The 26,345-nt window shown below is 39.2% G+C and carries 22 protein-coding genes; 1 reads left to right on the plus strand and 21 read right to left on the minus strand.

All coding sequences use genetic code 11. The features are described 5' to 3' along the window. Positions 1-320 precede the first annotated feature (320 nt). From mglC to EO115_RS08385, 9 genes are all read right to left on the minus strand, one after another. A complete protein-coding gene (mglC, locus tag EO115_RS04010; protein ID WP_009353422.1) occupies positions 321-1,328 on the minus strand; it encodes a galactose/methyl galactoside ABC transporter permease MglC in 1,008 nt (335 codons plus the stop codon). Between the two features lie 10 nt (positions 1,329-1,338). Continuing rightward, on the minus strand, positions 1,339-2,850 hold the full coding sequence (locus EO115_RS04015) for a sugar ABC transporter ATP-binding protein (protein WP_126937704.1): 1,512 nt from the start codon (positions 2,848-2,850) through the stop codon (positions 1,339-1,341). Positions 2,851-2,910: 60 nt separating this feature from the next. Then, positions 2,911-3,945, minus strand: a complete 1,035-nt coding sequence (locus EO115_RS04020; RefSeq protein ID WP_126937705.1) for a galactose ABC transporter substrate-binding protein — start codon at positions 3,943-3,945, stop codon at positions 2,911-2,913. A 63-nt stretch (positions 3,946-4,008) separates the two neighbouring features. Next, the gene (locus tag EO115_RS04025; RefSeq protein ID WP_240628936.1) at positions 4,009-5,172 is read right to left on the minus strand and encodes an ROK family transcriptional regulator; all 1,164 of its coding nucleotides are present in this window, start codon (positions 5,170-5,172) and stop codon (positions 4,009-4,011) included. A 13-nt stretch (positions 5,173-5,185) separates the two neighbouring features. Beyond that, complete coding sequence (locus EO115_RS04030) at positions 5,186-6,340, minus strand: galactokinase (RefSeq protein ID WP_126937706.1); 1,155 nt, start codon at positions 6,338-6,340, stop codon at positions 5,186-5,188. After that, positions 6,333-7,319: a galactose-1-phosphate uridylyltransferase gene (gene galT, locus EO115_RS04035; RefSeq protein WP_126937707.1), complete on the minus strand. Its 987-nt coding sequence runs from the start codon at positions 7,317-7,319 to the stop codon at positions 6,333-6,335. The genes EO115_RS04030 and galT overlap by 8 nt, the downstream gene beginning before the upstream one ends. 412 nt (positions 7,320-7,731) lie before the next feature. Then, positions 7,732-8,352: a 3'-5' exonuclease gene (locus EO115_RS04040; RefSeq protein WP_126937708.1), complete on the minus strand. Its 621-nt coding sequence runs from the start codon at positions 8,350-8,352 to the stop codon at positions 7,732-7,734. A 116-nt stretch (positions 8,353-8,468) separates the two neighbouring features. Then, positions 8,469-8,747 (minus strand): glutaredoxin, encoded by a 279-nt coding sequence (locus EO115_RS04045; RefSeq protein ID WP_126937709.1) that lies wholly within the window; start codon positions 8,745-8,747, stop codon positions 8,469-8,471. 86 nt (positions 8,748-8,833) lie between these two features. Next, on the minus strand, positions 8,834-8,989 hold the full coding sequence (locus EO115_RS08385) for a hypothetical protein (protein ID WP_164724048.1): 156 nt from the start codon (positions 8,987-8,989) through the stop codon (positions 8,834-8,836). 281 nt (positions 8,990-9,270) lie between these two features. Here EO115_RS08385 and EO115_RS04050 point away from each other — a divergent pair, with 281 nt between their 5' ends. Continuing rightward, positions 9,271-9,852 (plus strand): TetR/AcrR family transcriptional regulator, encoded by a 582-nt coding sequence (locus EO115_RS04050; RefSeq protein ID WP_126937710.1) that lies wholly within the window; start codon positions 9,271-9,273, stop codon positions 9,850-9,852. Positions 9,853-10,044: 192 nt separating this feature from the next. Here EO115_RS04050 and EO115_RS04055 read toward each other — a convergent pair whose 3' ends face one another. From EO115_RS04055 to leuB, 12 genes are all read right to left on the minus strand, one after another. Beyond that, positions 10,045-11,367 (minus strand): MATE family efflux transporter, encoded by a 1,323-nt coding sequence (locus tag EO115_RS04055; protein ID WP_126937711.1) that lies wholly within the window; start codon positions 11,365-11,367, stop codon positions 10,045-10,047. A 184-nt stretch (positions 11,368-11,551) separates the two neighbouring features. Continuing rightward, on the minus strand, positions 11,552-12,325 hold the full coding sequence (locus EO115_RS04060; RefSeq protein ID WP_126937712.1) for an ABC transporter ATP-binding protein: 774 nt from the start codon (positions 12,323-12,325) through the stop codon (positions 11,552-11,554). Beyond that, positions 12,318-13,109 (minus strand): ABC transporter ATP-binding protein, encoded by a 792-nt coding sequence (locus tag EO115_RS04065; RefSeq protein ID WP_126937713.1) that lies wholly within the window; start codon positions 13,107-13,109, stop codon positions 12,318-12,320. Before EO115_RS04065 ends, EO115_RS04060 begins: the two co-directional genes overlap by 8 nt. 109 nt (positions 13,110-13,218) lie before the next feature. After that, complete coding sequence (locus EO115_RS04070; RefSeq protein WP_206168429.1) at positions 13,219-14,802, minus strand: ABC transporter substrate-binding protein; 1,584 nt, start codon at positions 14,800-14,802, stop codon at positions 13,219-13,221. A 38-nt stretch (positions 14,803-14,840) separates the two neighbouring features. Further along, positions 14,841-15,668 (minus strand): nickel transporter permease, encoded by an 828-nt coding sequence (nikC, locus tag EO115_RS04075; RefSeq protein ID WP_126937714.1) that lies wholly within the window; start codon positions 15,666-15,668, stop codon positions 14,841-14,843. Position 15,669: 1 nt separating this feature from the next. Beyond that, the gene (gene nikB / locus EO115_RS04080; RefSeq protein ID WP_126937715.1) at positions 15,670-16,602 is read right to left on the minus strand and encodes a nickel ABC transporter permease; all 933 of its coding nucleotides are present in this window, start codon (positions 16,600-16,602) and stop codon (positions 15,670-15,672) included. Between the two features lie 541 nt (positions 16,603-17,143). Continuing rightward, positions 17,144-18,097: a magnesium transporter CorA family protein gene (locus EO115_RS04085; RefSeq protein ID WP_126937716.1), complete on the minus strand. Its 954-nt coding sequence runs from the start codon at positions 18,095-18,097 to the stop codon at positions 17,144-17,146. A gap of 245 nt (positions 18,098-18,342) precedes the next feature. After that, positions 18,343-20,436, minus strand: coding sequence for a heavy metal translocating P-type ATPase (locus tag EO115_RS04090; protein WP_126937717.1), 2,094 nt, complete (start codon positions 20,434-20,436; stop codon positions 18,343-18,345). Positions 20,437-20,825: 389 nt separating this feature from the next. Further along, positions 20,826-22,919, minus strand: coding sequence for a heavy metal translocating P-type ATPase (locus EO115_RS04095; RefSeq protein ID WP_126937718.1), 2,094 nt, complete (start codon positions 22,917-22,919; stop codon positions 20,826-20,828). A 448-nt stretch (positions 22,920-23,367) separates the two neighbouring features. Continuing rightward, positions 23,368-23,784 carry a PepSY domain-containing protein gene (locus EO115_RS04100; RefSeq protein WP_126937719.1) on the minus strand — a complete coding sequence of 139 codons (417 nt, stop codon included), beginning with the start codon at positions 23,782-23,784 and terminating at the stop codon, positions 23,368-23,370. A 70-nt stretch (positions 23,785-23,854) separates the two neighbouring features. Further along, complete coding sequence (gene pheA / locus EO115_RS04105; RefSeq protein WP_126937720.1) at positions 23,855-24,742, minus strand: prephenate dehydratase; 888 nt, start codon at positions 24,740-24,742, stop codon at positions 23,855-23,857. A gap of 526 nt (positions 24,743-25,268) precedes the next feature. Next, the gene (gene leuB, locus EO115_RS04110; protein ID WP_126937802.1) at positions 25,269-26,342 is read right to left on the minus strand and encodes a 3-isopropylmalate dehydrogenase; all 1,074 of its coding nucleotides are present in this window, start codon (positions 26,340-26,342) and stop codon (positions 25,269-25,271) included. Positions 26,343-26,345: the final 3 nt, after the last annotated feature.

Here is a 26,345-nt window from a genome sequence, read left to right on the forward strand (position 1 = left end):
AAAAAATTATATTCTATTTTTCTATTCATAACATAAACAATTACACCAAACAAAGATATATTCATAATTTATAAAATTCACGAAATATATAATATACAATTCGAATAATTTTTCCAATTGGATAATAATCTACATTTATTTGATTATATACATTTTGTGGAATCTATTTAAAATATCTCCTACAATATTAAATATTACAAAAACTCATTACAAGATACTGTAATGAGTTTCAATCTAAGCTTCCAACATTTGAAGGTAACACAAAACCCCCGACTTTCACAATCCTGTGAAAGCCGAGGGCTAATGAATTCAGTATTCGATTATTTGCGTGCCATAGATTTACGTACGTCGAAGGCAACCGCTACGACAATGATTAAACCTTTTATAATCAATTGCCAGTATGGTCCCATACCAACGAATGTTAAACCGTAGTTAATAACTGTAAAGATTAACACACCTGCGATGATACCAGGTACAGTACCGATACCACCAGTGATAGATACACCACCTACAACAGATGCTGCGATAGCATCTAACTCGTACATATTACCATAGTTGTTAGTAGCACCACCAGTACGAGCTGCTTCCAAAATACCACCTACGCCATACAAAGCGCCAGCAATAACGTAGATAATCACTAGTGTTACTGCTACGTTGATACCGGATACGACAGCTGCTTGTGGGTTACCCCCAATGGCAAACATGTTTTTACCAAGAATTGTTTTGTTATATACCACATACATAATTAAAGAAATCACTGCAGCGATAATAACAATGTATGGAATTGTCATAAATCCTAGGTCTAAAGAACCTGTACCAATTTGCGTAAACTCTGGACGTAAACCACCGATTGGTTGGGAGTTATTTGGTTCCATATCAAAATACAAGGAACAAATACCGTAGGTAATAACCATAGTACCTAATGTGGAAATAAATGGTACGATTTTTAAATACGCTACGATCACACCAGAAACTAAACCGATGATAGCACCCACCACGATAGCAATCACGATTGGTAGAATTAAAGGCAATTCTGGTAAATGTTCAAAAAACGGGCGTGGATAATCTGGCAATTGTGTTAAAGATGCAGACACCACAGCAGTCAAACCAACCACACGACCTGCAGATAAGTCACATCCTGCGGTGATCAAAATCATAGCAGAACCTAATGCAATGATAATACGTGGGGAAGACTGAATTAAAATGTCACGAAAACTTGTGACGGATAAAAAGTTCGGGCTATACATAGAAATAGCCGCTACTAGTACTACTAGTACCAAATAGATAATATTCTGGGAAAGAAACTTTCCTAATTTACCTTGGCTCATACGATACCTCCTAGACTAAACCAGCTGTTGCTAGTTCCATTATTTTTTCTTCTGTCGCTTCATGGGCATCCAAGATGCCACTCATATATCCATTACTCATCACCATAATGCGATCACTCATACCCAATAACTCAGGCATTTCTGAGGAAATCATGATGATACTTTTACCAGCACTCGCTAGTTCATTAATAATGGAATAAATTTCATATTTCGCTCCTACATCGATGCCCCGTGTCGGTTCATCCAAGAGTAGGATTTCTGGATTCGTATTTAACCAACGGGCAATCAATACCTTTTGTTGGTTACCCCCAGAAAGACTTTGAATTTTCGTTTCTGTAGATGGTGTTTTCACTCGCAAGGAGGCAACACCCTCTTTTGTATCGTCTAGTCGTTTATTGTCGTTTAACAATTTAAACTTATTCTCGTATTTTGGCAACGCCGCCATTGTCGTATTATCTACAATGGTGAGCATCGGGAAGATGCCTGTTGTACGGCGCTCTTCTGTAAGCAATGCCATACCCAATTTTTTCGCATCTCGTGGATGGCGGATGTGCACTTCCTTATCGTGCAAGTAAATCTTACCCTCTTGAAGGCCTCTGAGTCCAAATAATGCTTCGATAACTTCTGTACGCTGCGCCCCTACAAGACCACCTATACCAAGCACTTCACCTTTACGAAGAGAAAAGCTTACATCTTTAAAAGAGTGTGGGTGTATAGATGTCAAATTCTCCACGCGAAGTACTTCTTCTGATGGAGTATTTGTTTTTTCAGGGAATAACTGCGTCATTTCACGACCTACCATTCGTTGAATAATCAGGTCTGTAGTCAGTTCATCAGCATGCCAAGTTCCTATATATTGACCATCACGCATAATCGTTACTTCATCAGATATGCGTAGGATTTCTTCCATTTTATGAGAAATATATATAATTGCAACCCCTTTTTTGCGCAAGGAGTTAATGATTTTGAAGAGATGTTCTACTTCATCACTCGTTAAGGAAGAGGTAGGTTCATCCATAACAATAATTCTAGATTGGTGAGAAACTGCTTTTGCAATCTCAATATTTTGTAGCTTAGAAACAGATAAATCACCAGCTAATTGTTCTGGATCGATATCTACATCGATTTCATTAAACAAGGCTAGTGTGTCTTCTTTCATTTTTTTATGGTCCACAAATGTAAAAGGACCAATTTTTTTGGTTGGGAATCGACCTAACCATAGATTTTCCATAACATTACGCTGTAATACAGGGTATAACTCTTGATGGATCATGGAAATTCCCATTCCAAGAGCTTTTCGGGAATCTGTCATTTCTACTACTTCGCCATCAATGACAACGTCCCCTTGATCAGGCTTATAAATACCGAACAGGCATTTCATAAGAGTAGACTTCCCTGCGCCATTCTCTCCCATTAGAGCATGTACGGTGCCTGGTCGGACTTTGAAAGTGACATTATCCAAGGCCTTTACGCCAGGAAATTCCTTCGTAATTTGGCGCATTTCTAATATGTACTCGCCCATACATTTTCCTCCTACTAATCAGATAATTAAGGGGGCAAAATGCCCCCTTACTGCATTTTCTTATTTGTCACCTAAAATCTTATCCGCATTTTCTTTCGTTACGATTTCGTAAGGTACCCAAATATATTTACCATCAACAATTTCAAAACCTACATTATCTTTATTAGGTGTTTCGCCTTTAGCTAACACATAGGAAAGATTGAATACAGCTTGACCTTGTTTTTTAGCATTGTTTAATACTGTACCCAATAATGTGCCGTCTTTCAACGCTTGTACTGCTGGAGTTGTAGCATCAACGCCTACTACTGGAATGTATTTGCCATTTGTGAAGTAACCTGCTGCTTTCAACGCTTCGATAGCGCCTAATGCCATGTCGTCATTGTTACAGATAACAGCATCGATTTTGTCGCCGTAACGGCTTAAGAACGCTGCCATTTTTTCTTGACCTTTAACGCGGTCCCACATACCTGTATCACTAGCTAACTCTTCAACTTTCATACCTTCTTTTTTAAGGGATTCTACAGAGTATTGTGTACGAAGCACCGCATCTTGGTGACCTGGTTCACCAGTGATCATTACATAGTGGATAACACCATCATTGCTATGGTATGCTTCTGGATGTTTTTTGAAGTAATCTGCTAAGATTTTACCTTGCATTTCACCACTTTGTTCAGCTTTTGCGCCTACATAGTATACTTTGTCCCATTTAGCCATATCTTCTTTTAATGGTTCACGGTTTAAGAATACCAATGGAATATTAGCTGCTTTAGCTTTATCAATAATAACGCCTGCTGCTGTACGGTCTACAACGTTAACGCCGATTGCTTTGTACTTCTTATTGATGAATAAGTCAATCTTTTCGTTTTGTGTTGGTTGAGAGTTTTGGCTATCTACGATATCCACTTTCGCTTTATCTTTAGCGGCTTTGTCAATTTCTGCACGAACGCCACTCATGAAAGTGTCATCAAATTTGTAAATAGCAACCCCAATTTGAGGTTTGTCACCGCTCGCTCCTTGATCGCTTCCGCAACCACCTAACACAAGTGCACCTACTGCTGCTGATGCTAGCAACGCTGCTTTCCAAGATCGTTTCATAATAATATCCTCCTTAATTAGATATCCTCTATACCTATAAGACTAGTTGTCTAGTCGTGGTACCTACCCTAACCAAGCTTCTTCAGCTCGTTTTGCACTCACGATATCAATCATTCCTAGCAATGTATAATAAGAACCATTGCCGGAATACTCAAGATTAATCGCGTGTGTCTTATACGAATTGCGTTCTAATACTCCTCTAAGTATAGGGTCCATCACACCTACTGCATTGCCCATAGCACTGCTTAAAATAATCCGTTCTGGATTAAATAAATTCGCAATATTCGCCAGTGCAATACCTAAGTAATGGCCTACCCGAGATAAAGCTTCCAAACACACTTCGTCCCCTTCTACTGCCGCTTCATAAATAGGCTCAACGCGAAAGGCTTTACTGGTCACTAATGGATTATCTTGTACCGATGTGTATCGGCCCTTTTCCATCTGTTCTAATACATAGGTATGAATGGAAGTTTCTGATGCAATGTCTTCTAAACGAACCTCATTGCCTTTTTCATCCAACCGTATCACACCATATCCTATTTCGCCAGCACTATCGTTCACTCCACGATACAGCTCACCGTGGTAAATCAAGGATACACCTAATCCATAACTAAATTTAAGGACAATTAAGTTATCCATCTCTTTACCACTGCCAAAATAATATTCACCCGTTGATAAACAACGAACATCGTTTTCTACATATACAGGCACGTGGAATCGTTCTTCTAAGATATACTTAAATGGAATATTATTCCACTTTCCATTTGGTGAGTAAATGGAAATTCCTTTACTAGAATCTACAGGTCCTCTCAAAACCAAGCCAATACTTTTGATTGCATAGTCTCCATTGAAAAGTTCCTGCATATCTTTATACATATGTTGCATAATTTCATCTGCCGTACATCCAATGATAGATGTCTCAGCCTGATATAAAATACGCTGACCCACCGTCGTCACATAATACACAATCGCATGGGTTCTAACATGTACAATCAAGATAGTTTCAATATCGGTATTAAAGCCCAACAACATCGATGGCCTTCCTAACGCAGACCGTTCTTGACGATCTTCATAGACCAATCCTTGACGAATCAAGTTCGCACAAATATTAGTCACTGTAGGAGGAGTGATCTTAGTCTGTCTAGCAATCAATGCCTTTGATACAGGGCCATGACGCCTGATGTAATTCAAAATTATTTCATCATTGCTAATCTGTGGCTTTACCATGATTCTATCTCCTTTACATCGAATACACCCCATCACCGATATCTGCAATGTATAGATTAGGGGTAACACCAATTTGTTTCTCGTACTCTTCTGGAAGAGCTCTCATAAACGCCTCTACGTGTTCATCTTTTACAAGAGCAATTGCACATCCACCAAATCCTGCACCTGTCATGCGAGACGCAATACAGCCCTCTTGTGCGCGTGCAATAGTAACAATCGTGTCTAATTCTTTTCCTGTTACTTCAAAATCTACTTGCAAGGATCTATGAGACTCATTCAAGCAATGAGCAATGCTGGTTAAATCAGCTGCTTCCAATGCTTTCATAAAGTCTAACACTCGTATATTTTCAGTGACTACGTGACGTGCTCTACGTTTCAAGACATCATCTGTAATAGACTCTAAATCTTCTAATGTAGCTAAGGATAATCCAGATACATCTTTATGCTTTTGAACGATTTCTAAAGCTGCATCACATTGGCCTTTGCGTTCGTTGAACTTAGAATCTACAAGTCCACGTTGTTTATTTGTATTCATGATAATCAATGTATAGCCATGCCAGTTTAAAGGAACTAATTTGCGTTCCATTTTTGTGCAATCTAATAATACACCATGGCCTTCCTTACCATGAGCAATAGCATACATATCCATGATGCCTACTTTTACACCTACGAAATGGTATTCAACATGCATGGCCATTTTTGCTAATTCTGTTCGATCAATCGGTGTCAATCCCAACTCTGAAAGCAACATATATCCAGTCAAATCTAGCATACATGCGGAGGAAGACAAACCTGCTCCTGCTGGTAAGTTACCATTAAAGTAAATATCCATGCCTGGTACAGTATGTCCTTTATCTTTTAAAAATTGGATAATTCCCAATGGATAGTTAGCCCAATCGTGTTCAATATTGTATTGGAACTGTTCGTTTACATCGACAATCACAGTTTTTTCCATGTTATCAGAGTGTAAACGTACTTTATTATCTTCGCGTAAACGAATAGCTCCGTGGATACCCACTTTTAATGCTGCTGGGAATACATGTCCACCGTTATAATCTTGATGTTCCCCAATTACATTCACTCGACCTGGAGCGAAATAACAGTGTACATCACCAGGACCCTCTCCAAAAAAGGAAAGAAATCGCTGTTGTAATTCTTCTTTAACCATTAGATTGTTCAACCTCACTATATAATTTGCGCAATTCTGGTGCTGTTTCTTCTACAGCACTTGTATTGGCTGCTGCCCATGCTCCCATTTCTGAAGATGCATAGTATTTGATTTTATTTGCTTCTCTGAATGGTGGGTAGAATTGAATATTAAAGTGATAATATTCTTCATGACCTTCATATTCAGAACTATTCACTGGATTTTGGTGATATACCATCATATATGGGAATGGCATATCGAACAAACGATCAAAGGCTTCCGTTAATGTTTTTAACATGTGTGCCAAGTCTTTCGTTTCTTTTTCATTACAGTCTGTAATGTAATTTATATGTCGTTTAGGAACTACGAACACACCATAGGGATAATCTGTAAAGAACGGAATATACGCCAAGAAGGAGTCATTTTCACCCACAATACGAGCATCCTTTTCCTTCTCTACTTGATTCATCTTACAGAATAAGCATTCTCCATGCTCATGATGATGATCTTTGGCACTCTCTAACTCTACTTGTAATTTTTGTGGTACAAAGGAGTAACCATATAATTGACCATGCGGATGAGGCATCGTTACGCCTACCGCTTCGCCTTTATTCTCAAAAGGATAAATATATTTAATCTTTTCATCTTTTACTAATTCGCTATGACGCTCTTTAATGAGGTTTAGCAATTTAACAATGTGTTCTTCCGATAGTTCGTAAAACTTAGCAGTGTGTTCTGGAGAATATAAGATAACTTCACATTTCCCATAGTTCTCTTGGCTTTTATAAAAGTCATTGCCATCTTCATAAGGTGCCTCTGGCGTTTGCGTCAAGGCAGGAAAATCATTATCATATTTCAACACATCATAATCTGCAGGGACTTTTTTGTTAATACCCGGACAGAATGGGCACCAATCCTTTGGCATCGTTGGGCGTGCTTTACGGTTTGAAGCGACCATTGTCCAAGTCCGCAATAAAGGATTCCAGCGTAATTCCGACATGGAATACCTCCTATCTATGGATTTATAATTTAATTACTATAAGGATAATTTTTTATATAGTTCTATTCTTTCATATTTTAACATTTTTTTCAATACTTAATTAAATAATAAGTTATGTAATTTACTCATAATCTGATGAGCAGCATGATTTTTATCACAATTTTTCCCTTATTAGACACAAAACCGGCGCCACATCCCCCTTCTCTCACTGCATTCTGAATGTTCGTTCAGGGGAATATGACACCGGTTTCTTGTTACTTCAGTATCAATTTATATAAAACTCTAAATACCCCATAGATTATGAGTAAATCATATGGGGCTTATTGGAAGAGGGCTAATATAGTATGACTAAATGTAATAGATATACAAGCTTTCCTTACCTATGAATAGTCTTAATAGGCACTATCCCACACTAAAAGAATGCGTCTTGTGTACCGCTTTGTTTGACTTCCATTTGAGCCCGTCGTTCATCTGTGATGAACGAATCGGTCTTCATGTTGAGCACATGTAGTAATCCTTTTAAGGAGTCCACATGTTTTTCTTTCGCTGCTGCGATAGCAACTTTGGCGCACACCTCAGAGTCATCGAGGGCATTATGATGATTAAAAGTAATACCTAAAAAGCCACCCAATGTATTGAGTCGATGGTTCACAAGATCTGGCCATACTTTGCGCGTAATACGTACGGTACAAGTATATTCTAAGTCCGGCCACTCTATATTGTAATGATCTAAGGTAGCTCGCAATACATCAATATCAAATTTGGCATTGTGAGCCACTAATAGTTTTCCTTTTAAATGATTGTTGTAAATAGCCGGCCATAATTGGTCAAATGTCGGTTTATTGAGCACCTCTTCTGGTTGAATACCATGGATGCCGATAAACTCTTGGTTAAACTGCATCACCGGCGGTTTTATCAAACTGTATCCGCGTTTTGTAATACGACCATCTTCTACGGTGACAACCGCCAAAGAGATAGCACTATTTTTACTTTCATTAGCCGTTTCAAAGTCTAAGGCTACAAAATTTAACATATATCCTCCTTCCACAGCCTGCTGGAGACTGCGGTCTATATCAGAAAAAAGCAGATGCACGTAACGGCATCTGCTCTTATTATATAGTATTTTTCAGCAAAGTGAAATCAACAGTTCTATTGAATTGCTTTCTCGAACACAGCTTTAATCAACGCTTTTGTTTGTTCGTAACTTTCACCTGGTTGTGCTTCATATTGTTTGTCCAAATCAAACCATAAATTTGGATAGTATTCATATGGATGTGTTTTGAACAATTCCACTGCGTCTTGGTCTTCTACCCAGTTAATTTTGATATCTTTGAAAGCAGGGTTTTCTGCTTGAAGTTCTTCAATAGCGCGGAATGCGTTAGCACAATATGGGCAATGATGTAAATGGAAACCTAAAATTTCTTTCATGTTATACTCCTTTCATCGAATCGATCTATTATATCGAATTTATTCAATTATAAGGTTAGTATACCACAAGAAAATGCATGTTACAACTATAGACCTGCTTGGTATGTCATCACCGTTATCCATGATGTGTGAATCCAACTAGGCACATCAAATGTGGTGTGCAAAACAATGGCTAAAAACATAGCTCCTGTAATCACTGTCGTTGCTCTGCTACTCAACATCTCATCAATTCGTTCTAACATAAGAACACATCCTCTCTCCTTAACAATCTATACCACTAATGAGTTCCATAACCGTCTATGATATAGTCATAGATTCTTTCAACTCATCATCTTATGATATATTCATATATACAAAGATATGAAACACTTTGTTACTTATGATATACTACTAGTATAAGGGAATTGAGAAAATTTACAAGAATCACTTTTTCTATTTTGTTATTTACAGAACATATATAAAAAAGTATCCAATATTGAACAAGTATCTCATTTTGTTTGATTCATATGTGTAAGGAGAAACGATGGATAAGCGACAAGTAAAAACTAGAAAAGCCATTTTTGATGCCTTTGTAAGACTCTTAGAACATAAAAGTTACAACTCTATCATTGTGCAAGACATTATTGATGAAGCCCTGATTGGGCGCAGCACATTTTATGCCCATTTTGAAACGAAAGAGGATTTATTAGAAGCTCTATGTCAAGAACTATTCTCGCATATTATCGATACTGCTTCAGACTTCTCTCATGCTCATGGTTTATACAAAAACAGCCATATCAAGGAGGCCATCTTCCTCCACATCTTGCAGCATTTAGAGGATAATGACAATAATATTTTAGGGCTTCTTTCCTGTGAAAGTAATGAACTCTTCCTTCGCCACTTCAAGAATAGTTTAAAAGAACTCATCCAAAGTCATTTTTTAAACAACCAAACATGTCCACATAATAATATCCCTCATGATTTCATTTCTAACCATATTGCAGGATCCTTCGTGGAAATGGTCCTATGGTGGTTAGAAACAAATCGCCAGTACTCTATCGAAGATATGTCACGGTACTTTTACCATATTACAGAGCCATTGATCTTAGAACATCAACACGAATAATTCCGTACATACAACAAGGCGCTACCTTGAGCAACCTCGCTCATCGGTAGCGCCTTGTTATTATAACATCAACTGTATACCTTTTTACTTATCATTATGATATTCTTCATAGTATGTGCCAACTAGAATATAAAGCATCCATCTACTATCGATTACGATACTTTGTAAAATAGCAACTTCATCAGAAATATACTACACCGACAAGGAAAACCGTTTTTTTGCTAACGGCAAGAACAACACTAAAATGATAGATTCTAATAGGTACGTGAGCACATAAGTCATCCATATGCCGTCATTACCAAATAGAGGGATAAGCAATTCTTGCATACCCACGAAGAAGATAACCGCAATAAACATCATATTCCGGACAGATGCAGTCTGACCGATACCATTGTACATACCATATAATAATAATCCTACTGCTGCACAGATAGGATAGAGCAATAGATAATGGGAATATTCCAAGGCCATCGTGTAAATCTCTGGTACTGAGGTCATAAGCATAATAGCATCGTTACGGAATAATCCTAACACCACTTCTACGATCACCACGTACACGGCTAAACAGACTAAGGAAATTTTCAAGGTATCTTTCCAAAGCACCAAGTCTCGTTTTCCAAAAGCTTTGCCTGTAAATACGCTAACCCCATTAGCCTGTCCATCTGTGAAGTATGCCATGATGAAGATAATCTCCAAGATGACTGCATTCGTGGCTAACACATCACTGCCCATAGCACTGCCTGCTTTAGCAAACAAATTGTTTATGGTCAATAAACAGAATGTACGAAGCATAAGGTCTGTGTTGACTTTCATGATAGATAGGAATGGTTTCACCTGTTTTAGAGTATTCCATATTTGGGACGTTAGGTCTAATCGGTCACGTACTAAGTACATAGCACCTAGCCCTACTAAGGATGCATAGACTTGGGAAATAAAGGACGCCCAAGCAACCCCTTTCACACCGAAACCAAAGCCAAATACAAAGAGAAATGATAGACCCATATTTAGCAAGTTCATAGAGATTTGCATAATCATTGTGGCACGAATCATCATCTGCCCCATGAGCCATCCTAATGTTACATAGTTGACCAGTACGAAAGGAGCTCCCCAGATTAAAATATCTGTATAGTCTGCCATCAGAGCAATCACCTCTGGGTCGGGATGCATAAAGCTTGCATAGTAATCAAATATCCAAGGATACCCAATAATAAAGGCCACGCTAATCAGCAAGGCAATGATGAGAGGGCGAAAAAAGCTTAAGGATGTACTTTCCTTCGATTGTTCTCCCAAAGCCTGTGCAGAAAATACAGTGGTTGCTACTCGCAAGAATCCAAAGAGCCAATACATATTGTTAAATAAGATAACTCCTAGGGCTACAGCTGCAATGTACATTGCATTGTCCATATGCCCCATAATCGCAGTATTCACGGCCCCTAATAAAGGTTGAGTCACCGTAGAAATCATAAATGGAATCGTCACTTTTAAATAGTCTTTATAGGTCAATCGTTCTTCCATAGTACCCTCATAAAAAAGAGGAGCCCCTTACGGCGCTCCCCTTGAAACATTCTATTTGCACACCTTTTGATACAATCATTATATCAAAAAGTATTCATGTTTAACAAATATCCATTATTCATAGATTTTGTACTACTTTGCAAAACAATCTATTCAGTTGTTGAATATTACTATCGCCAACTGATTACCGATCTAAGTTATAAACGGCACTCAATAATTGTTTTGTATATGGATGCTGCGCTTCTGCTAAAGCATCTCCACTGAGACGTTCCACTACTTCCCCTTTATACATAACCACAACATTATGGCAGAATAAATGGACTAATGCCAAATCATGACAGATAAATAAGTAGGTAATACCTTTTTCTTTTTGTAAGCGCACCAATAGTTCGATGATGGTATCTTGTACAGATACGTCAAGAGCACTTGTAGCTTCATCGCAGACAATAATTTCTGGCTCCAATGCCAAGGCTCTGGCAATGGCCACACGTTGCCGTTGTCCACCACTCATATTGTTCGGATAGCGACCAGCAAAGTCTTCTGGCAGGTCTACCATTTTTAACAATTCTTTAGCTTTTGCATCCACATCAGCTTTATTAATTAATCCAAAATTACGCAACGGTTCACAGATGATATCACGTACTTTCATCTTCGGATTAAAGGCAGCTGTTGGATCTTGGAATACCATTTGAATATGACGATAGTTTTGGCGCTTTTCTTCACCTTTTAATTTCGTAATATCCTTACCGCGAAACATAACCGATCCAGAAGTAGGTGCATGCATGTTCATGATTGTTTTTACCAACGTAGATTTACCACAACCAGATTCGCCTACGATAGCTAGGGTTTTCCCCTTTTCCACATCGATAGAAATACCATTACAAGCACGCAAAGTAGAACCGTCAGCTAAAGGGAATTCTTTCACAATATCTTGAATTTGCATTATAATCTCAGACATAGCGTTTCCCTCCAATTTCTGGCACTGCATTGAGTAATTGTTTCGTATACTCCGCTTGTGGGTTACGAATGATTTCCTCAGCTGTTCCATATTCTACGACAGCCCCTTGCTTCATAACCACAATTTTATCAGACATATGAGCCGCCACACCGATATTATGAGTCACAATAATCATAGATGTTTTATTTTCACGATTGATACGTAATAATTCTTCTACAATTTGCGCTTGTGTCGTCACATCTAATGCCGACGTAGGTTCATCTCCCAATAATAATTTAGGTGAGAACGTAATAGCCATCGCAATCCCTACACGTTGACGCATACCACCGCTGAGTTCAAACGGATAGGATTTCATAATCGCTTCAGGGTGTGGCAAGTTTGTACGGGCCAACATCTCAATCGCTTTTGTCTCAGCTTCTTGTTTCGACATTGTACTATGTAGTTGAATGAACTCTACAAATTGCTTTCCGATTGTTTGAATAGGATTCATCATATTGCCACTATCTTGGAAAATCATAGCAATATGATTGCCTCGTAGATCTAACCAATCTTTGGTTGAAAATGCCAATAGATCTTGTCCATCAAAGGTGATACTTCCTTCTGATACCCGACCTGTATTTGGCAATACGCCAAGCAGTGCACGGATAACTGTAGTTTTACCACTACCAGATTCCCCAACAATGGAAACAATCTCTCCCTCTTCCAAGGTCAAGTTCACCCCAGAAATTGTTGGCTTCGGATTATTTCCATAGGTAACTGCTAAATTTTTAATATCAAGTAACATATATATCCTTTCTACTTAGTTCTCAGAGATGCTAGTGAAAGTTACTATTTCATACATACAACAAGGGGAGGCAAAGTGCCTCCCGATTGTTGCGGACATCTGCAAAGGATTATTTTGCTGGTTTTACGTCTTTAGTCAACCAGTAGTAGTCTGTTGGGTACATCACTACATTTGTTAACCAAGTATTGTTGACGATGTTTGTTTTAGGGTAACCTAAGAACAATGCCGCACCATCATTCAATAAGATTTGTTGTGCTTCGATAATTAAGCTTTGACGTTTAGTTTTGTCGAATTCAACTGCTAATTGATCCATGATTTCATCAAATTTAGGGTTGCTGTAACCGGAACCATTTTGAGGATTTTCACCGTTCATGTTAGTTTTCCAGTACCATTTCAAGAAGATTTCAGGGTCACCAGTATTCGCTGTTACGATGTTGGAGATCAACAAGTCATAGTCCCCATCGATACCCATTTTATCGATTAAGTTATAGTCCACGGATTCGATGTTTACTTTGATACCGATTTTTTTCATGTCCGATTGAACAGCTTCTGCATAGATAGGAAGCTCTTGACGGCTGTTATATACTACGAAGCGCACTTCTAAGTTTTTGCCATCTTTATCTACGTAACCATCTCCATCAGTATCTTTCCAACCTGCTTCTGCCAATAATTGTTTAGAACGCTCAGGGTTGTACGCATTAGGGTCTTTCAAGCTATCAAATCCATAATCCAAGCTTGGTGGAATTGGAGCTTTACCAGGAATAAATGTATCTTTTAACAATACTTTGTTGTAGGATTCACGATCTGTACCACTGATGAAAGCAGCGCGAACTTTTTCGTCACCTAGTACACCTTTTTGGTTGATACGAGCTAATACAGTACGTAAGGAAGCAATTTCATCTACTTTAAATTTGCTGTCATTACGCATGGATTCAAGGTCGCCAGCACCGATATTAACTGCGAAGTCTACGTCACCATTTTGTAATGCCAACGCACGAGTTGTAGGGTCATCGATAGATGGGATTTCTACTGTTTTGAAAGGAACTTCACCATCCCAGTAGTTTTCGTTAGCTTCTACAACAGCTTTTTCTTTCGTGAAAGATTTCACTTTGTATGGGCCAGTACCGATAGGGCCTTCTTTTGCGAAGTCACGACCCGCTTTTTCAGCAGACACATCTACGATGATGAATAATGGGTCAGCTAAGAAACCAGGTACATTTGGATATGCTTTATCAGTAGTGATGATCAAGTTTTGACCTTCTGCTTTGATATCTGTGTATTTGAAGAATGTAGCAGCACGTTTATTTTTCTCGAAAGCACGCTCAATAGATTCTTTTACGGCTTCTGCTGTTACTTTGTTACCATTGGAGAATTTTGCTTTATCACTAATTTTGAAAGTCCAAGTCAATTTATCGTCAGATACAGACCAACTTTCAGCCAACCAAGGTTGCGTGTTCATTTTATCGTCAAATTTAGCCAAAGTTTCGCCAATACCATAGCGCATAACTACCCAACCGAAGTAGTTTTGTGTAGGTTCTAATGTGTCAGCGAAGTTTGTAACACCGAATTTTACTACACTTTTGTCTGCAGGTCCATTGTTATCGCTACCACAACCTGCAATCACACCTAATGCTGCTACGGCCATAACGCCAAATGTAGCATTACGAAGCCACTTTTTCCAACTTTGTTTCATCTTAAGTTCCTTTCTACAAAACTTGTTACTAACACATTTTAATGAGAGTCTGTACTACGAGGATCTAAAATATCTCGCAGTGAATCGCCCCACAAGTTAAAAATCGTTACGACAATAAAAATTGCCATACCTGGATATAACATTAACTCTGGTGACGATAAAATATATTGACGGTTCTCATTGAGCATTAAGCCCCATTCTGGTGTTGGTGGCTGTGCCCCAAATCCCAAAAAGGAAAGACCCGCAATTTCCATCATCATCGTACCGATGTCCATCGCCCCCGTAATCACGATTAAAGGCAATACATTCGGCAATACATGGCGCCATAAAATAGTAAATTGCTTCGTACCATTCACTCTAGCTGCCGCAATAAAGTCATTATGGCGAAGTTTGATGACTGCAGACCGTATAAGTCGTGCATATTTCGCCCAGCTCACCACTACGAGAGCCAAGATCGCATTGATGGCACTACCACCCATAATTCCGGCAATGGCGATAGCCAGTACCACTCCTGGGAAAGACAACATAATGTCTGTAAAGCGCATCAATACTAATTCTACTTTACCTCCAAAGAAACCCGACAAGATTCCTACTACTGTACCAACAACGGCTGTTAAGATAACAAGGATGATAGTCATGAACAAGGAAGTTTGTGTACCGTAAATAATACGGGAGAACGTGTCACGTCCCAATTTATCCGTCCCCATCAAATGCTGTGCAGAAGGTTTTAAAAATGCTTTCGACATATCTGCATTGAACGCATCATGCGGTGTAATATAAGGAGCAAATATAGCAATTCCCACTACAATAGCCACTAAGAGGGAATAGAAAGAGAATCGTTTATGCTGCAATATAAAGTCTTTCATCTTATCCCCTCGCTTTCAATCGTGGATCTAATATAGAGTACGAAATATCGACTAAGAAATTAATCACTGTGTACGCAAGAGCAATCCACAATACAAAGCCCTCAATGAGTGGATAGTCACGCATAGCGATGGCATAGACTGCCATTTTACCCATTCCTGGCCAAGAAAATACGATTTCAATCACCGCAGAACCAGCTAGTAACCAACCAATCCCCATACCCATAATTGTAATTAAAGGTAATAAAGCATTTGGCAACACGTGCTTCCACAGAATTTGAGACTCACTCATACCACGAGCTCTAGCACCCATCACATAATCTTGATGTAGCTCTTCAATGATCACAGTCCGTACTTGACGCGTAAACTTAGCAGCCATCACACCGGCAAGTGTAATTGCTGGTAAAATCAATGCTTTGAAACTAATCGTAGACGTCGCAATCGGCACCCAGTGCAATTTCAAACCAAAGATGTACAGTAAAATCATACCTAACCAGAAACTTGGCATCGATACATTCACAAAGGCAAAGAAGCGAATAATAAAGTCGGGCAGTTTATTCGCTTTCACCGCCGAATAAATCCCCATTGGTATGGAAATGAGCACATTCAATATAAAGGCTGATACTGCTAATAGTGCCGTCGCACCCAAACCTTCCGATAATTTTTCTGTAACTGCTTTTTTACCAGAATAGGAGGTTCCTAAATCACCTTGTACGGCACCTGCTACCCAGCGCACATACTGTTCCATGAATGGACGATCTAAGCCCATTTCTTTTCGTGTAGCATCAATCATTTCCTGTGACACAATGGTGTCCCCTGCTTCCAATACCATCAAAGCTGGATCCCCAGGAGCAATGTAGGTCAAGCAAAATGTCAAAAATGTAACCCCAATTAATGTGACTAGCAATTGTGACACCTTACTTAATATGGTTTTCAATCATCCACATCCTTTCCTTAATGTTAGTGAGCATACATTGATGTAATTAATACATACCAAAAAAAGAAAAACCACCCTTTGGGTGGATCTACATTAAGTTAGCAAGGGCTATAGTTTAGACAATCTTGCTCCATCTTGCCCATAACCCTATACAACTTTTAGCAATATCTTCCCCAAAATATTCTTCCCTTATTTAAGGCATTCATAGTCAATATCTACGCCCAACTATATTATAGATATTACATAAATATGTTAATTTCTTTTATCAAAATTGTCAAATGACTAATGTGAATATTGCAAGACATGGAATGCATGCTTGTTTGAAAGTGTACATTTATAGGCATTTATCTGTGATTTATATCATTTTCAATCATTGTTTTTACACAAATTGAAAAATATCTATATAGTAATTTTATTCACTTTGTATAATATTCATGATTTTCAAAGGTAGATATAAAAAACTTTCATAGTTAACCTGAATAACGACACAAAAAACACCTAAGAGGTTAGCCCCTTAGGTGTGTTATATTGTATTATGCAATTAAAAGAAATCATTTTTCCAAAGCCAATAGCCTGCCAGTGCCGCAAAACTAATACCAATGCCTATGACATACTCAAAACCATATGGAGTATCTGCAAATGGAACAGGCACATTGATGCCCCATAAACTAAATATCGCTGTCGGCACCGCTAACATAATCGTCATGGCTGCCAATAATTTCATAACTAGGTTTAAATTGTTAGAAATGATAGATGTAAAGGCATTCATCATGTTCATTAAAATATTGGAATACATTTCAACCATTTCCACGGCCTGCTTGTTTTCGATAATCACATCTTCTAATAGGTCTTCATCTTCTTCGTACATTTTTAGTAAGTATCGTACATCATCATGACGACGAATCCGCAAAATGCGTTCCATCACTGTTCCATTACCACGCAAAGCAGAGGTAAAGTACGTCATAGACTTTTGCAACTCTAAGAGTTGGAACAAATCTTTATTACGTGTTGTATGGCGCAGTTTCTTTTCAATATCATCGGTACGGCGATCAATTTGTTGCAAGTAACGTAAATATAATACGGCTGTGCGATACATGATTTGGAATAAAAACCGTGTCTTTTTATAAGTATAGAACGTCGGCATCTGATTGCTCAAGAATGGATAGAGCACTTCTGCTTCTTCTAAACATACAGTAATGAAAAAATCTTCTGTTACGAAAATACCTAATGGTACGGCATCATATACGTCAGATCCGCGCAGCACTGGAATATTAATAACGACAAAGATATATTCATCTTCAATTTCCACGTGAGACCGTTCTTCCGTATCTAAAGCGGCTTTCAATACATCCGTTGGAATCTGTGTCATCATATTGACGATAGCCAACTCATCGGGGTCTGGGTTCACCAAATTTATCCATGAACCTTTTGTAGCATCTTGTACAGTGGAATCTGTAAACAATTCCCCCTCTACGTGTTTGTGTACCGTTAACATGTGACACCTCCTTAACGTCTTAATAACCCTACCCTTTATCTTAATCAATCGAGGCCAATTCGTCAATTTTTTTATGATTTCTTGTGAAAGTTTCTAACAAAAAGGACCTAGCCTCATGACTAAGTCCTCTTTGCTGTATAGTTATTATGTAGTGATATGTACCTTGTATGACTACAAGGAGGGGGAAAATATCACAATGCCTCCTGCTTCATAGTAGGGCGTACATGCTAGCAGGAGGACTTATATTATTTACTGTAGAAAATACGAATAGAGTTCAAGATACAAAGAATGGATACCCCTGTATCTGCAAAGATAGCTACCCACATGTTGGCAAAACCAAATACGCCTGCTACCATAACGATGATTTTTACAGCAATAGCAAAGAATATATTTTGCCAAGCAATAGACAAAGTACGATCCGCAATACTTAAAGAACGCCATACAGACTCTAGGTTAGAATTCATGTATACTACGTCTGCTGCTTCGATGGCAGAATCTGCACCACTACCCATAGCACCACCTACATCAGCCCCTGTCAATACAGGCGCATCGTTGATGCCATCGCCTACGAACATGACAGAACCATGATCGTTGCGAAGAGATTGCACCACTTCTAATTTATCTTGTGGTAATAACTCAGCACGTACTCCTTGGATACCTACTTGTTGAGCAATATACTTCGCACTAGCTGCCACATCACCTGTGAGCATCACTGTTTGATATCCTTTTCCATTCATGCGACGAATGGCTTCCTTGGAATCAGCTTTTAAAGCGTCAGCGATGATGATACGGCCTACGTATTGACCATCAACAGCTACGAATACTTCGCTACCATACACATAATCAATCAATGGCGTTGCAATATTTTCTTTCGCCAACAAACGACCATTGCCGACTAATACAGTATGACCCTCTACGGTGCCTACCATGCCGTGACCGGAAATTTCTTTTACATCCTTGGCCGTAGTAAACTCTACCCCTCTACGTTGTACTTCTTCTACGATAGACATCGCAATTGGGTGTGTAGAAACAGCTTCTAAGGCTGCTGCATATTGCAATACTTCGTTTTCTGTATGCTTACCAGCTACTTCTACAGTTTGTACGTTGAAAGTACCTGTTGTGATGGTACCAGTTTTATCAAATGCAATCGCTTTCACACGGCTCATAGCCTCGATTGCTTTACCACCTTTGAACAAGATACCTTGTCGAGAACCAGCTCCAATGCCAGAGAAGAATGCCAATGGCACAGATAACACTAAAGCACATGGGCAAGATACTACTAAGAATGTTAAAGCTGTATAAATCCAATATTGCCATTCTCCTGTGAATAAAGGTGGTACCACGGCAACGATAATTGCCAATGCCACTACGATTGGCGTATATACACGAGAAAAACGAGTAATAAAACGATCAATCTTTGGTTTCGATGCTGCTGCATTTTCCACAGCATCTAGAATACGCATAACCATGGAATCTTTTAATTCATGCGTTACTTCTAAGACAATGCGACCATCTACATTGATGCAACCAGACATCACTTCAGTGCCTACCGTAGCACTCACAGGAACTGGTTCACCAGTTACCGCTGCTGTGTCGATACGTGTAGTCCCTTCTACAACACGACCATCCAATGGAATACGATCACCAGGACGAATTTCGATATGAGATCCGACTTGTACATCTTCTGGGTTCACCACCTGCACGCTGCCATCACAAGCGATTAAACGCACTTCTTCTGGGCGAAGATCCACTGCATCCATAACCGCATTACGACTGCGTTCTGTAGCACGTTCCTCAAAATAAATGCCCACTTGGAAGAACAACATAACCCCAACTGCCTCTGCATATTCACCAATGATTAACGCACCAATAGTAGCAATGGACATCAAGAAATTTTCATCGAACAGTTTACCTTTCATACCATTCTTAATTGCTGCCCATACAATGCGCCATCCTAGTATAACAAAAGTCACCACCATCAATGGAATCATATATTGCTCAGACACCCAATTGGTAAACTCTGCTACCACCATCACGATAGCGCCTATAATAATCCCCACTAAACTAGAATTATGCTCATGGTCATCCTCTGCTTGTTGTGCTTTTTTAGATGCACGCACAAATGGTACCACTACTACACCATCTTCCGTAGCATCACATACCGCTTGGATTTGTTCTTGCAAAGCATCCATATCTTCTACAGTAGATGTAATACGTAATTGCTGCGTACCAAGTGTAAATGTTGCTGCTGACACAGATTCTAGTTGATTTAATTTTGCTTCAATCACGCTAGCACAATTGGCACAATTCAAATTTTGTAGTTTAAAAATGCGTTCCATCGTATCTCCTTATAAATTATAATATGTAACCTTACTACTTGTTTTAAAGTTTGTTTTAACACTGCTTTAAAACTTGAGTGTTTGTTCATATGTTTATTATATCTATAATTTTCTATTTTGTCAACATATGATTGTATATTCATTTATATTTTTTATATTTTTTATCTTTTTTCATCTTGTATCGATAATAAAAAAGCAGGGTTATAGGACAAAATGAGTTCGTAGACTATGCCCCTACACGACAAAGAGGACTTAGCCTAATGACCAAGTCCTCTTCACTGTATAGTTATTATGTAGTGATATATGTCTTGCATAACTGCAAGGAGGGGAAGATATCACAATGCCTCCTGCTACATAGTTGGGCGTACATGCTAGCAGGAGGACTTATATTATTTACTGTAGAAAATACGGACAGAGTTAAAGATGCAAAGAATGGATACCCCTGTATCTGCAAAAACTGCCACCCACATATTTGCAAAGCCAAATACACCAGCCACCATAACGATAATTTTTACAGCAATAGCGAAGAAAATATTTTGCCATGCAATGGACAAGGTACGTTCTGCAATATTTAAGGAACGCCATACGGAATCTAGGTTGGAGTTTATGTATACTACGTCTGCTGCTTCGATGGCAGAATCTGCACCACTCCCCATAGCACCACCTACATCAGCACCAGTTAACACAGGCGCGTCATTGATACCATCACCTACGAACATGACAGAACCATGTTCGCTGCGAAGAGATTGCACCACTTCTAATTTATCTTGTGGTAATAACTCGGCACGCACACCTTGGATACCTACTTCTTGGGCAATATGGTTCGCACTGGATGCCACATCACCTGTGAGCATCACTGTATGATATCCTTTTCCATTCATACGACGGATGGCCTCTTTAGAATCCTCTTTCACAGCATCGGCAATGACGATACGACCTACATATTGACCATCAATAGCTACGAATACTTCACTACCATATACATGTTCAATGGTTGGTACCGTTACATGTTCTGTTTCTAATAAACGACCATTACCAACCAATACGGTATGGCCTTCTACAATGCCTACCATACCATGACCAGAGATTTCTTTTACATCTTTAGCCGTAGTAAACTCTACTCCTCTACGTTGTATTTCTTCTACAACGGACATAGCAATCGGGTGTGTAGAACCAGCTTCTAGAGCTGCTGCATATTGCAACACTTCGTTTTCTGTATAGTTACCAGTTACTTCTACTGTTTGTACGTTGAAAGTGCCTGTTGTGATAGTGCCTGTTTTATCGAAGGCAATGGCTTTCACACGGCTCATAGCCTCGATCGCCTTGCCACCTTTGAATAAGATACCTTGTTTAGAACCAGCACCAATACCAGAGAAGAATGCCAAAGGCACAGACAATACAAGAGCACATGGGCAAGATACTACTAAGAATGTTAACGCTGTATAAATCCAATATTGCCATTCTCCTGTGAATAGAGGAGGTACTACGGCAACGATAATCGCCAATGCCACTACGATTGGCGTATATACGCGAGAGAAACGAGTAATGAAACGATCAATCTTTGGTTTCGATGCCGCTGCATGTTCCACAGCATCAAGAATGCGCATAACCATGGAATCTTTTAATTCATGCGTTACTTCTAAGACAATGCGCCCATCCACATTGATACAACCAGACATGACTTCCGTACCTACGGTAGCGCTCACCGGAACTGGTTCACCAGTTACCGCTGCTGTATCGATACGCGTAGTACCTTCTACTATACGTCCATCCAATGGAATACGATCACCAGGACGAATTTCGATATGAGACCCTACTTGTACATCTTCTGGATTCACCACCTGCACGCTACCATCACAAACGATTAAACGCACTTCTTCTGGACGAAGATCCACTGCATCCATAACCGCATTACGACTGCGTTCTGTAGCACGTTCCTCAAAATAAATACCCATTTGGAAGAACAACATAACCCAAACAGCCTCTACATATTCACCGATGATTAACGCACCAATAGTAGCAACAGACATCAAGAAGTTTTCATCGAATAATTTACCTTTCATGAAATTTTTAATTGCTGCCCATACAATGCGCCATCCTAGTACAACAAAGGTTACAATTAATAATGGAGTCAGGTATTGCTCTGGCACCCAATTTGTAAACTCTGCTACCACTATCACGATAGCGCCTATAATAATCCCCACTAAACTAGAATTATGCTCATGGTCATCATCTACTTGTTGTGCTTTTTTAGGTGCACGCACAAATGGTACCACTACTACGCCATCTTCCGTAGCATCGCACACCGCTTGGATTTGATCTCGTAACATGTCTGTATCTTCTATACTAGAGGTAATGCGCAATTGCTGAGTGCCAAGCGTGAAAGTTGCTGCTGACACAGATTCTAGTTGATTTAATTTTGCTTCAATCACGCTAGCGCAATTGGCACAATTCAAATTTTGTAGTTTAAAAATGCGTTCCATCGTATCTCCTTATACTTTTACTTCGCCTTTATATGAATGTTTATTTATATATCTTGTGACGTTATTATATCGAATATTTTCTAATAGCCAATATATGATTACTTATTTATTATTGCATTTTTGCAAATGTTTTACAAGGATTTGAATTTAATTCTATCACCAACAGCCTATCATGTCACCACATACTACATATCTATTTTCATATAAATATGTAATATCTATAATTACAAACTATCTATATATGCTAAAAAATACCTAATGAAACATCCTTCAGGTATTTTTATATCAATACGCTCTTATTCTATTCCAAACGATGTGAGCATATTGATCATATCTTGTTGTGCAAGTACATTCAAAGCACTTGTCGGTTCATCGGCAATGAGCGCAAATATTTCATTCTTTTCTATGGAAAAGGACACAGAATCCATAACTTGTATGTATGACTAGATTAATGATCTTCTTTTACCGCGAAAATTTCACCTGTTACTGCATCAATTTTGATTTCTACGTCACGAGTCATTGTTTCGCCATCAATTTCATAATGAGCACGACCATGATCGGTATCAAATTTTACTTTTTCAATGCGATAGTCTGGATAGGCCGCTTTGAAAATTTCAATAGCCTTCTCCTGTGTGATTTGCACTTGTTGAGGCGCTTGTTGTGGCGCTACTTGTCCTGCTTGTTGTGGCACAGTTCCATTCGTTGTAGTACCTTGTGTACCATTAGCAACTTGTACTAGTTGAGGTGGTACACTTACAGCTGGAATTGTTCGCGTATACTGTTCTCTATCATGGTACCAAAAACCACCCATGATACCCGCAGTAACAACTACCCCTAAAACAAAAGAAAGTATTGCTTTTTTCATTAATTTGCTCCTTGCTCATTCTTTATTAACTATCTCGTCTATAACAATAGATAGCCCACAACGTACACACTTATAAAACGTCATAAATTTTATAATGCCCTAACACTTGTAAATAATCCGTCAAATTACGTACTTTCTCAAGCGCTTGCATCAATTCAACCTGTCGACCTTCTCCTTCAATATCCATGTAGAAAAAATATTCCCATGGTGTATGCATAGAAGGACGGGATTTAATATTCACCATATTTAGCTGATGGTCTTCAAAGACACGAAGGACTTTCACCAAAGCGCCTGGCGTATTCGGAGTTTGCACAATCATACTCAGTTTATGTGCATTATGAATCACCACATCCTTATGGGTAATGATGAAAAATCTTGTATAGTTTTCTTTAAAGTTTGCAATATCGGGAGCCAATAGTGTGAGGCCGTATAATTCTTGAGCGGATGCATTGGCTATGCATGCTTTTGTTACATCTCTAGTGTCACTGACAAACTTAGCACTCACTGCTGTATTACTCATAGGTCCCAACTGCCACGAACTATGGGTCGCCAAAAATTGAGAGCATTGCATGAGAGCTTGCTCGTGAGAATACACTTCCTCAATCGTATCTAATGTCGCCCCTGGTACACCTAGTAAGCTATGACTAATACGATGGCGCACTTCCCCTACAATGTGGATGTTCTTATCTTTAATTAGGTCCGTACTATCCCGTACCTCCCCAACAATAGAATTTTCAATAGGCAATATGGCATAATCGATACGCCCTTCATGAACAGCCTGTACCAACTCACGGTGACTTTGACATCGCTCAATTCGTTGCCCCTCTATAGACCCACCTTTTTCTTTATACTTTGAAAGTAAATTCTGTAACACTTCATAGGCATAGGCACCTGGCACACCCGTATAGCCTAGTACAGCATGATCCAGCTGTAAATCCGTTACTCGTTCATCTGCCATAGTAACTCCTTCCGTTCCCTATTTTTCAACATTGATATATGTAATCTATTATACATAAAAGTACACAATAAATTAAATGCAAAGTATAGCTTCTATATAGATACACCTATGCTAGAATATGGTTAATCGATTAGTAAATAGGTCTTCATCATAATTGACATGCCTATATTTCTGTGATAGGATGAACTTGTAAATGTATATCTAAAAGTGCGGAACTTTATCGTTGGTGCTCCCCACCATAGAATGCTCTATCATTCTAAAAACGAGGAACTTTACCGTTGGCGCGCCCCGCCATAAAATGAAGTATCATTTTTAAAGAGAGAACCTATAAGTATGGTGCCCCCCACCGTGGATATACTTTATTTGCAATGTAAGCCGGGATGTACCTCGGCTTTTCTTTTTTTGATAAAAGAGCATACATAATATTGTTGCAAAAAAACGCGGCATACTCCGGAGCAAACCTAACGATAGTAACAGTTTGTGAAGGAGTGTGTCGCGATTTTTACACCTTATATACTGCGAAAGCTTACCCTAAGTGCGCTATAACAGCATCAGTCATGCCTTGGGTATTCACTTTTGTGAATCCTTCGCGGTACATATCACCTGTGCGATAGCCCGCATCAAGGACGGCTGTTACTGCTTGTTCGATGGAGTCTGCTACCTCTGGTAAGTCCAAAGAGTAACGACACATCATGGCAGCAGACAAAATCGTTCCTAGTGGATTGGCAATGCCTTGTCCAGCAATGTCTGGTGCCGATCCATGGATTGGTTCATACAAGGAAGTACCTGTACCAATGGAGGCGGATGGCAATAAGCCAAGAGAGCCAGAGATAACAGCTCCTTCATCGCTCAAAATATCTCCAAATAAATTTGTTGTCACTAGTACATCAAATTGACCCGGATTCGTCACGAGTTGCATGGCTGTATTATCTACATAATAGTGATCCATGTTGATATCTGGGTTCGCTTCTGCTTTTTCTTTCGCAATTTTACGCCATAAACGAGAAGACGCCAATACATTAGCTTTATCTACGCTCACCACTTTGCCAGAACGTTTACGTGCTGTTTCCACAGCTACGTCCATGATGCGTTCCACTTCATAACGAACGTATGTCTCTTTGTCCCAAGCAAACTCTTCAGGACCTTCTCCTTGCGCTTCTTCCCGTTCCCCAAAGTAGATACCGCCCGTTAATTCACGAACGATGACGAAGTCAACGTTTTCTACCAATTCTGGTTTCAACGGAGAGAACTCCCGCAATGCTGGATAGATTTTCACTGGGCGCAAATTACAGAACAAGCCCAATGCTTTACGCAAACCAAGGATGGCTTTTTCAGGACGGATGGACGGATCTACATCATCCCATTTAGGGCCGCCTACAGCACCTAATAATACAGCATCTGCTGCTTGGCATGCATCGATAGTATCTTGTGGCAATGGTTCACCGAAGGAATCGATGGCTGCGCCACCAGCTTTTTTCTCAATCCAGTTGGCTGTTACACCTGCTTTGGCAAAGGCTGCGTCCACCACAGTACGCGCCGAATTTGTTATTTCTTCCCCAATGCCATCACCAGCAATTAGGACAATTTGTTTCTCACTCATCAT

The sequence above is a fragment of the Veillonella sp. CHU740 genome, from assembly GCF_003992055.1.
Lineage (GTDB): Bacteria > Bacillota > Negativicutes > Veillonellales > Veillonellaceae > F0422.

Bases quoted from the DNA above. Each gene is read 5' to 3' on its own strand.
- EO115_RS08385 (WP_164724048.1), bottom strand. From the start codon at position 8,989: ATGTTAGAACGAATTGATGAGATGTTGAGTAGCAGAGCAACGACAGTG.
- galT (WP_126937707.1), bottom strand. From the start codon at position 7,319: ATGTCGGAATTACGCTGGAATCCTTTATTGCGGACTTGGACAATGGTC.
- EO115_RS04030 (WP_126937706.1), bottom strand. From the start codon at position 6,340: ATGGTTAAAGAAGAATTACAACAGCGATTTCTTTCCTTTTTTGGAGAG.
- EO115_RS04095 (WP_126937718.1), bottom strand. From the start codon at position 22,919: ATGGAACGCATTTTTAAACTACAAAATTTGAATTGTGCCAATTGCGCT.
- EO115_RS04065 (WP_126937713.1), bottom strand. From the start codon at position 13,109: ATGTTACTTGATATTAAAAATTTAGCAGTTACCTATGGAAATAATCCG.
- EO115_RS04045 (WP_126937709.1), bottom strand. From the start codon at position 8,747: ATGAAAGAAATTTTAGGTTTCCATTTACATCATTGCCCATATTGTGCT.
- EO115_RS04025 (WP_240628936.1), bottom strand. From the start codon at position 5,172: ATGGTAAAGCCACAGATTAGCAATGATGAAATAATTTTGAATTACATC.
- leuB (WP_126937802.1), bottom strand. From the start codon at position 26,342: ATGAGTGAGAAACAAATTGTCCTAATTGCTGGTGATGGCATTGGGGAA.
- EO115_RS04020 (WP_126937705.1), bottom strand. From the start codon at position 3,945: ATGAAACGATCTTGGAAAGCAGCGTTGCTAGCATCAGCAGCAGTAGGT.
- mglC (WP_009353422.1), bottom strand. From the start codon at position 1,328: ATGAGCCAAGGTAAATTAGGAAAGTTTCTTTCCCAGAATATTATCTAT.
- EO115_RS04060 (WP_126937712.1), bottom strand. From the start codon at position 12,325: ATGTCTGAGATTATAATGCAAATTCAAGATATTGTGAAAGAATTCCCT.
- EO115_RS04015 (WP_126937704.1), bottom strand. From the start codon at position 2,850: ATGGGCGAGTACATATTAGAAATGCGCCAAATTACGAAGGAATTTCCT.
- EO115_RS04070 (WP_206168429.1), bottom strand. From the start codon at position 14,802: ATGAAACAAAGTTGGAAAAAGTGGCTTCGTAATGCTACATTTGGCGTT.
- EO115_RS04090 (WP_126937717.1), bottom strand. From the start codon at position 20,436: ATGGAACGCATTTTTAAACTACAAAATTTGAATTGTGCCAATTGTGCT.
- EO115_RS04055 (WP_126937711.1), bottom strand. From the start codon at position 11,367: ATGGAAGAACGATTGACCTATAAAGACTATTTAAAAGTGACGATTCCA.
- pheA (WP_126937720.1), bottom strand. From the start codon at position 24,742: ATGGCAGATGAACGAGTAACGGATTTACAGCTGGATCATGCTGTACTA.
- EO115_RS04100 (WP_126937719.1), bottom strand. From the start codon at position 23,784: ATGAAAAAAGCAATACTTTCTTTTGTTTTAGGGGTAGTTGTTACTGCG.
- EO115_RS04050 (WP_126937710.1), top strand. From the start codon at position 9,271: ATGGATAAGCGACAAGTAAAAACTAGAAAAGCCATTTTTGATGCCTTT.
- EO115_RS04040 (WP_126937708.1), bottom strand. From the start codon at position 8,352: ATGTTAAATTTTGTAGCCTTAGACTTTGAAACGGCTAATGAAAGTAAA.
- nikC (WP_126937714.1), bottom strand. From the start codon at position 15,668: ATGAAAGACTTTATATTGCAGCATAAACGATTCTCTTTCTATTCCCTC.
- EO115_RS04085 (WP_126937716.1), bottom strand. From the start codon at position 18,097: ATGTTAACGGTACACAAACACGTAGAGGGGGAATTGTTTACAGATTCC.